7 protein-coding genes are annotated in these 7,479 nt (G+C 38.9%); 2 read left to right on the forward strand and 5 right to left on the reverse strand.

The window, feature by feature from the left end; all coding sequences use genetic code 11:
• Positions 1–100 precede the first annotated feature (100 nt).
• The 5 genes from hcp to ACO6FI_RS00025 form a co-directional block, all read right to left on the reverse strand.
• A complete protein-coding gene (gene hcp, locus ACO6FI_RS00005; protein WP_485455561.1) occupies positions 101–1,951 on the reverse strand; it encodes a hydroxylamine reductase in 1,851 nt (616 codons plus the stop codon).
• 152 nt (positions 1,952–2,103) lie between these two features.
• Entirely contained in the window at positions 2,104–2,775 is a 672-nt protein-coding gene (locus ACO6FI_RS00010) for a Crp/Fnr family transcriptional regulator (protein WP_485455562.1), read from the reverse strand.
• Positions 2,733–3,767, reverse strand: a complete 1,035-nt coding sequence (locus ACO6FI_RS00015) for an ATP-binding cassette domain-containing protein (RefSeq protein ID WP_485455563.1) — start codon at positions 3,765–3,767, stop codon at positions 2,733–2,735. The genes ACO6FI_RS00010 and ACO6FI_RS00015 overlap by 43 nt, the downstream gene beginning before the upstream one ends.
• The gene (locus ACO6FI_RS00020; RefSeq protein ID WP_485455564.1) at positions 3,760–4,461 is read right to left on the reverse strand and encodes a GTP-binding protein; all 702 of its coding nucleotides are present in this window, start codon (positions 4,459–4,461) and stop codon (positions 3,760–3,762) included. The genes ACO6FI_RS00015 and ACO6FI_RS00020 overlap by 8 nt, the downstream gene beginning before the upstream one ends.
• A gap of 1 nt (position 4,462) precedes the next feature.
• Positions 4,463–5,680, reverse strand: coding sequence for an ABC transporter substrate-binding protein (locus ACO6FI_RS00025; protein WP_485455565.1), 1,218 nt, complete (start codon positions 5,678–5,680; stop codon positions 4,463–4,465).
• Between the two features lie 195 nt (positions 5,681–5,875).
• On the opposite strand from ACO6FI_RS00025, the gene ACO6FI_RS00030 reads away from it, so the two are divergent.
• A complete protein-coding gene (locus tag ACO6FI_RS00030; RefSeq protein WP_485455566.1) occupies positions 5,876–6,742 on the forward strand; it encodes a DMT family transporter in 867 nt (288 codons plus the stop codon).
• Between the two features lie 75 nt (positions 6,743–6,817).
• Entirely contained in the window at positions 6,818–7,276 is a 459-nt protein-coding gene (locus tag ACO6FI_RS00035) for a DUF697 domain-containing protein (RefSeq protein ID WP_485455567.1), read from the forward strand.
• Positions 7,277–7,479 lie beyond the last annotated feature (203 nt).

Raw genomic sequence — 7,479 nt, forward strand, 5'->3', positions numbered from 1 at the left:
TTTTGTGGGGCTTATAAAATAATTATTTTAGGACATAATCATTTATGCTTGACACAACACAAAAACCTCCCGGCAAGCACCGGGAGGTCGTTATATATTATTATCCAAGCATATTTAATCTGTCGATAAGCTCATTTACATCGATACCATGTACCATAGCGGCCTCTGCAAGTGACTCCATCTGTGATGAAGGGCATCCGAGGCAGTGCATACCGATATCCATAAGAACGCTTGCCGCTGCAGGATTCTCTGAAAGAACCTCGCCGATAAGCATATCAGGATTGTACTTTCCGTCAGCTGCCGGCTTCTCAGTCTTTCCGAAGAAAAGCTCGATATCATCCTCAACTGTTCCGATACCTGCGATACCGAAGTTCTCAACCAAAACCTTAGCCACATTTGGTGAGAGGAATCCCGGAAGTGTAGGTCCGAGGTGAATATTCTTTACACCGAGGTAGAGTAGAGCAAGTAAAACTATAACAGCCTTCTGCTCATACCAAGCAATGTTGAACTCAAGCGGAAGATCGTTGATATCGTCAAGTCCGAAGATTTCCTTAAGCTTAAGTGCGATAACTGCAAGTGAGTAAGAATCATTACACTGACCCGCATCAAGAACTCTTGGAATACCGCCGATATCACCCAGTTCAAGCTTGTTGTACTTATACTTAGCACAACCTGCTGTAAGGATAACCGCATCCTTTGGGAGTGCCTTTGCAAAATCTGTATAGTAATTTCTTGCCTTTGAACGTCCGTCACAACCTGCCATTACAACAAACTTTGAAATAGCACCTGACTTGACAGCATCTACAACCTTATCCGCAAGTGCAAAAACCTGAGCATGTGCAAAACCGCCTACAATGCTGCCGCTCTCAATCTCTGTCGGAGGTGCACATTTCTTTGCCTGCTCTATAATCTCTGAAAAATCCTTCTCCTCACCGATATCACCGGGGATATGCTTGCAACCCGGATATCCTGCTGAACCTGTTGTATAAAGTCTGTCAATATAGCTTGCCTTAGGCGGAACTATACAGTTTGTAGTCATAAGGATCGGTCCGTTGAAGCTCTCAAACTCTTCTTTCTGCTTCCACCATGCATTACCGTAGTTACCCTTAAGGTTAGGATACTTCTTAAGTTCCGGATAGTACTGACCTGCAAGCATCTCTGAGTGAGTATATACATCCACACCTGTTCCCTGTGTCTGCTTTAGAAGCATCTCAAGATCTCTTAAGTCATGTCCTGAAATAAGGATACCCGGATTTTTACCGACACCGATATCAACAGTTGTAATCTCAGGATTACCGTAAGCTGTAGTATTAGCCTTATCAAGTAAAGCCATACCGTTTACACCATATTTACCTGTCTCAAGTGTAAGAGCCACCAAGTCGTCTACGCTTAAGCTGTCATCAAGTGTTGAAGCCAATGCTCTCTGTAAGAACGCATCAACCTCACCGTCATCCTGCAAAAGTGCGTTTGCATGCTTTGAGTATGCTGAAAGTCCCTTAAGACCGTATGTGATAAGCTCTCTAAGGCTTCTTACATCCTCATCCTTTGTTGCAAGAACACCTACTGTAGATGCCTTGTCAAGGTACTCGCTTTCATCAAATGACTCCCAAAGAGCAGCCTCAGGGAGATTGTCCTTATTTGAAAGCTCGTTTAAAAGCTCCTTCTTAACTTCAAGCGTCTTCTTAATTCTTGCTATAATAGCATCATTATCGAAGTTTGCATTTGTAATTGTGATGAAAAGGTTTAATGTAACAAGGTGATTTACTTCCTTGCTTACCTCCTTGCCCTCAGCACGAAGTCTTGTTGTTATAGCTGATATACCCTTACTTACGTAGATAAGTAAATCCTGCATCTTTGCAACTTCCGGCTTCTTGCCGCATACACCTACCTGTGTACATCCTGTATTACCTGCTGTCTCCTGACACTGATAACAAAACATTTTGTTTTCCAAATTTATACCTCCTCTTACTATGACTGTCATCCAGTCTATGAGCAATCTGATTAACAGATTTAATTTTTATTCTTCTGCATCACTGCATGGCATTATAATATCAGATTAAAAGTCGAAAAACTGTAACTTACATTACCGAGCGATGTTTTTTTTTAAAGACTTTTAAGTCCTTCAAGATTTTTTACAATCAAATCTTTTCTAACCACCTTTATAAAGCCGTCATCCTGCATCTTCATAAGTTCTCTTGAGAGTGAAGGCCTTGCAGCATTCAAAAAATCCGCAAACTCTTCTCTGCTCATCTTTAAAGTAACTCTGTCTCTCTCATTCATATTTTGAAGTATGAATCTTGCAATCTTTTGCCTTAATGTTGAGCATGAAAGTACCTGTAATCTGTTATTAAGATAAAAGGTTCTTTCGGCAAAAATTGTAAGCATATTTGAGAGCATTCTGCTCTGTAATGATGACGGATTTGCACCCGGCCTTGTAAGATACTCTTTCGGTATCTCCAAAATCTTACTTGGTGAACTTGCATAAGCATAGTTCACATATTCATTATGATTTAAGAAAAGGAATACCTCACCAAAAAGCTCTCCCGGATTTGAGAACATTCCCATTATACTTCTCTTGCCGTTTACGGAGTCGTTACCTATAGATACACTTCCTTCAACAAGCATTGTAATATGTCTCGGTGTATCTCCCTGATTGAATATTGTCTCACCCTTTCTGAATCCGACAATATCAGCCTTTGCTTCCTTTAAGCAAAGTTCTATCTCTTCTTCTGTCATTCCCCTAAAGAGTGGGGATTGTGTATAACTTCCTGACATAATTCTCCTTCAAGCGTCATACCCGCACGCAGTCTCTTTCTAGCTTCTTGCATAATTTCATCAATACTGTTCAGTTGCACCAAAACTTCCTTTTCCTCTGCGGTTGTCTCTATGATTTTGTCAATTCCGCCGTTTTTGATAACTATTCTTCTATCGGCCATCAACGCCAAAAGAGGATCGTGAGTAGCCATAAGGACAATCTTATCCTGTGAAACCAAAAGATCCAGTGCTTTTTTCCTGTCTATTCCGGCATTTTCTATCTCATCTATCAAAACTATAGGTGAAGAGCTAAGCACTGCTGTATCCGCAATCATCAGCGCTCTGGATTGTCCTCCGCTTAAAGCCGTAACTGCAGTCTCAGGTGCAAAATTCTCACCTGCAAGCTTATTTGCCTCTTTTAATATCTTCTCAACTGTAGTCTCGATATCCTCAATCATTCTGCTTTCGGCATGCATAGTTATAAATTCACGGGCTGTAAGATCCATAACAAAATTCATATTTTGTGAAAGTTGTGCAACCAATTTATTATTTGTCGAATATCGCCATTTCGGATCCGGTTTTCTACCATTTATATATATGGTACGACCGGTAGGGGTATCATTTTGTGCTGCCCATTCAATATCAGCCAACAATCTACTTTTTCCGGACCCTGTAGCTCCAACTATAGACACAATTTGTGAAGAAAATATGTCTAATTTTTGAAATCTTTCTTTTTCTCCACTTTTGTTATGACCGGGGAAAATAGTTAAACTTTCTATATTTTCCCTTTTATCACCAAGGAATTGTAACATTTGTTCGATGAATGTGTCAAGACGGTTTTTTATTTCCTTCTTATCTATTGCCTTATCTTCCAGCTCTTCTTGTGATATATTATCCAAAAACTCTGAAAATGTAATACTAAGACTGCTGTCTATACAAAATCCCGTACTTTCAAAAAAATCACTCACAAACGGATACTTTTCAAGTAATTCCCCAAGCTTTAACTCACTCATTTTTGTCCTCCCACTGCATTTTCTTTGTGTTTCCAAGCTGATAGTCCTCGCCTATCCTTGTCTCACCCAAACAATAGGAACACATAGCCGAAGGCATTGCAAACCTAAGTTTCATTCCTTGTACCGATTTAATGTCTATATTATTGTCATATATTAAGGTGGAAAGTTCAAAAGCTCCCTGACCGCTAAGTCCGTTTACATTCATGACCATAGCCCTCGGATTTACCGCACAAACTCTACCGCTGAATACTTCTCTCTCCGCCTGGCTCACTATATCACCCTTTGTAATAACCACTATATCTGCAGACTTAAGCATAGGACCTATCTTTTTAGGTGTATTGATACCTGAAAGATTGTCTATCACACATACTCCCTTTATATAGGTAATATACGGTGAACAACGATTACAAAGTCCTGCAGATTCAGTTATAAGTAAGTCCAGTTTTTGGTCATTTCCCCATTTTACCACATCTTCTATATTTGATGCAAAGAAATGATCCGGACAAAGTCCGCCTGAAAGTCCCTTTTTTACAGGAATATTTGCTTTTTCATATATTGCATCATCATCTGTGTACAGGCAGTCAAACTTCACAACTCCCGCCTTTATCCCCCTGCCCTGCATGGCTTCAATAGTCTTTAAAATAACCGAGGTCTTTCCTGATGAGGGAGGACCTGAAAATATAACCAAATTCATACTACTCCTCTCCGTAAAACCACTTTTCGGTATTTCTCAAAATTTCACCTATATCATTTGAGCGGATAAAATCCCATCCCGCCCAAAGGAAATTTTGACTTTCTTCCAATTTATTGTCATACTCAGGATTCGTCTGTGGGAACTTACCGTCCGCACCCAAAACCTCAGCCACCTGTTTTGAAAACAAGAAATCAATAAGAGGCTTACTGTTTTCATAGTTTTTCTTCTTTGTCAAGAGAAATACCGGGCTTATAACGGCTCCGTCCTTTGGCCATACAACCGAAAGATTTGAGTTTTCTTTGATAGTCTTTGAAAAGAAGTACGGCATAATGCTGATTGCCGGAGTGTCAATGTCCTTTCTTCCTCCGCTCTTTACCATCTGCGCAGGATGCATTGACTTAAGCAGTCCTCTTCCCAAAGCCTTCACGCCTTCTTTTCCATACTTGGAGTATATACCAAGCATTATGGCATTGAACATATCAAGATCGGATGTAGGCAGCGCTATGGAATTTTCAAACTCTTTTTTAAACAGATCTTCCCAAGATGTCGGAGCTTTTCTATCACCTAATACAGCTTTATTCACAATAAATATAGCCGGAACAACGCCTATTATAGAATATTCTCCCTCCGGATCTTTTACCGAAATATTTTCATTATCTAAAGATTTATTTAATTTTCCGATTCTGTGGTCTTTAAATACGCCTTTATCTCTAAATCTGCCCATATACTTATTATCAAAGAAAAGATTAAAGCCTGCAGACATATATATATCTGAAAGATCGTCCTCAGTCTTTGCATTCATTATCTCATATTCTATGGCATCCATACCCATACTCGCCGCATTAAGATTATAGTTTATCTTATAGTCCTGACTCTCTACAAACTTTTCAAAGCTTTCAATGAACTGCATCCTCACCGGACATGGCAAGATACCCTTTATAGATACTTTAGCATTTTCGTCAACATTTTTTACAATCCCATTGTTGTCTGTCATGTCCGACTTTCTCTCGATAGCCTCTACTAACTGCTTCTCAAAAACATCCACATTTATATTCTTACTCTTAAGCGCCGTCTCAATGCTCAAAAGCTTTCCCATGGATTTTCTCATCATATCATTCCTTAGATTTTCAAATCCGGCATTTGCAAGCACCTCTATAAGCTCAGGATACTTCTCGGTGACATCATACACTTTATCTTTTATATCAAAATACTTATTCATATATTCTCCTTTACTATACAAACCCTAAGGGTATACCTGTAAATGTTTTTTATTCTACTCTGTATACTCAAAAAAGTCTGTAACTATTGTTAAATAAGGAAGAAATCGTGGGGAGGGGGGAATCCGGTATATATATTTCAAAGAAAATAGTCTATAATAACATAAATATGATAATTTTAATATTTGGGGGATAAAATGAAGAAAGAAAAAATACAAGCTTTCCTTGCACTTTTTACAGCAACATTTTTTTGGGCTTCAGCCTATATTTTTGTAAAACAGCTCTTAGACAATGTATCACCATATGTGATGTTGGTTGTAAGATTCGGCTTGGCATCTCTAATACTTATTGTCATTTATAACAAAAGGCTTTTACAAATAAATTTGGAAATGCTTAAAGCAGGTATTATAATGGGAGTGTTCCTGTTCGGTGAATTCTTTACATTTACCGTAGGATTGCAATACACCACCACATCCAGATCGTCACTAATCATCGCATCATATATCATACTGTTGCCTTTTGCATACCTTTTGATAATGAGAAAAAGGCCGTCACTCTCAGACATTATAGTCTCAATCATATGTATGATCGGAGTATTTTTTATACTGGGCAATGACCTTGGCAGCTTCCACCTTGGAGATATCTACTGCATACTTTGCGCACTTTTTTATGCACTCTATATTGTTATATCTTCAAAATATTCAAGGCGTTATGATTCGGGTATTTTAAATGTACTGCAGGTATCAACTACGGCCATACTGTCTATAGCGGTATTACTCTTTGTCAAAGACCACAGATTCTATGTTACGTTTAGAGACGGATTCCAACTTATATACTTGATTATACTTTGTACTACACTGCCGTTCTTCCTTATACTCTACGGCATGAAGCATGTATCAGCTACCACAAGCGGTATACTGCTTTCATTTGAGAGTGTAATGGCGGCATTTATGGGTATAGTGGTTCTACATGAGCCGTTTACACTGAATCTGTTTATAGGCGGTACTATTATAATATTCTCATTTATATTGTCTGAGGTATTACCGAAGATATTGAAAAGGTGAGAATAAAATATATAAAACATTTATTGCATCTTTTTCGGTACAATATTCACAGAAAACTAAACTAAGGAGTATCTTATGGGTTCTAAGGTAAAAATGGATACTGCTACAAGGCAGAAATGTAACAAAATCATTGCATCGGCGGCGGCTGCCGCCGGTTTGGCAGGGGCCGCACCTATTCCGCTTGCAGATACGATACCTATAACAGCCGCTCAGGTAGGAATGGTTATTGCACTTGGAAGGATTTTTGATTTGACTATAAGTGAATCCGCCTCCAAATCGATTCTAAATATTATGACGGCACAGACTGTAGGCAGAGCCGTATTTGCAAATTTGATTAAGGCGATTCCCGGTGCCGGACCTGTAGTCGGAGGCGTGGTTGCAAGCGCTACAGCAGGTGCCGTCACAACAGCCCTCGGTAAGATAGTTTCAGAAGATTTTTATAAAATCTCAATCGGTGAACAAACTGAAAATATATCCTCGGCTGTAAAAGATATAGGAAAGCTGTTTTCCAAAAATTATATAGACCTAAAGTAAATTTCGGCAAAGTTAAAAAGCCGCCACATCTGATTGACATGGCGGCTTTTTATTGTTTATCTTCTTTTCTTATCTTCCATCTTCCTTTTATCATTTTGCCCCTTGGTCTTAAAGTCAAAAGCCAACCTCATTCTGAAGTTTATATGCTGACTTAGTACAAGTGAAATAACTCTTGCTGCAAACAACAATGTCACCATAAAAAC

It is taken from the genome of Lachnoanaerobaculum sp. (assembly GCF_057250505.1).

What these genes read in the sequence shown, in the direction of transcription:
- ACO6FI_RS00010 (WP_485455562.1), bottom strand. Translation starts at nt 2,775, where the DNA reads ATGTCAGGAAGTTATACACAATCCCCACTCTTTAGGGGAATGACAGAA.
- ACO6FI_RS00015 (WP_485455563.1), bottom strand. Translation starts at nt 3,767, where the DNA reads ATGAGTGAGTTAAAGCTTGGGGAATTACTTGAAAAGTATCCGTTTGTG.
- ACO6FI_RS00020 (WP_485455564.1), bottom strand. Translation starts at nt 4,461, where the DNA reads ATGAATTTGGTTATATTTTCAGGTCCTCCCTCATCAGGAAAGACCTCG.
- ACO6FI_RS00025 (WP_485455565.1), bottom strand. Translation starts at nt 5,680, where the DNA reads ATGAATAAGTATTTTGATATAAAAGATAAAGTGTATGATGTCACCGAG.
- ACO6FI_RS00030 (WP_485455566.1), top strand. Translation starts at nt 5,876, where the DNA reads ATGAAGAAAGAAAAAATACAAGCTTTCCTTGCACTTTTTACAGCAACA.
- ACO6FI_RS00035 (WP_485455567.1), top strand. Translation starts at nt 6,818, where the DNA reads ATGGGTTCTAAGGTAAAAATGGATACTGCTACAAGGCAGAAATGTAAC.